General features: G+C 80.1%; 1 protein-coding gene. It reads right to left on the minus strand.

Translation table 11 applies throughout. From position 1 onward, the window contains the following. Nucleotides 1–14 precede the first annotated feature (14 nt). On the minus strand, nucleotides 15–251 hold a 237-nt coding region (locus ACFXA3_RS26080), incomplete at its 5' end, for an SCO7613 C-terminal domain-containing membrane protein (RefSeq protein WP_385190699.1).

The following is a 251-nucleotide window of genomic DNA, read 5'->3' on the forward strand; positions in this document are numbered from 1 at the left end:
CCCCTCCCCGGCGCTCACCCGAGCCGGCCGAGGGCCGCCCGCAGCCGCCGTGCGTCCCGCAGCCGCTTCTCGTACGTCGCCCCCACCACCAGGAGCAGCAGCCCCGCCAGCGCGGGCGGCAGCCAGCGCGGCAGCGCGTCGACGACCTGGACCACGTACGGGGCCAGCTCGTGCACGGCCACCGCCGCCAGGGTGGCGCCCCCGAGCAGCAGCGGGGCCTGGAGCCGCCGGTGCGCCCCCAGCAGGGTCAC

The organism is Streptomyces sp. NPDC059456 (genome assembly GCF_042750055.1).
GTDB lineage: Bacteria > Actinomycetota > Actinomycetes > Streptomycetales > Streptomycetaceae > Streptomyces.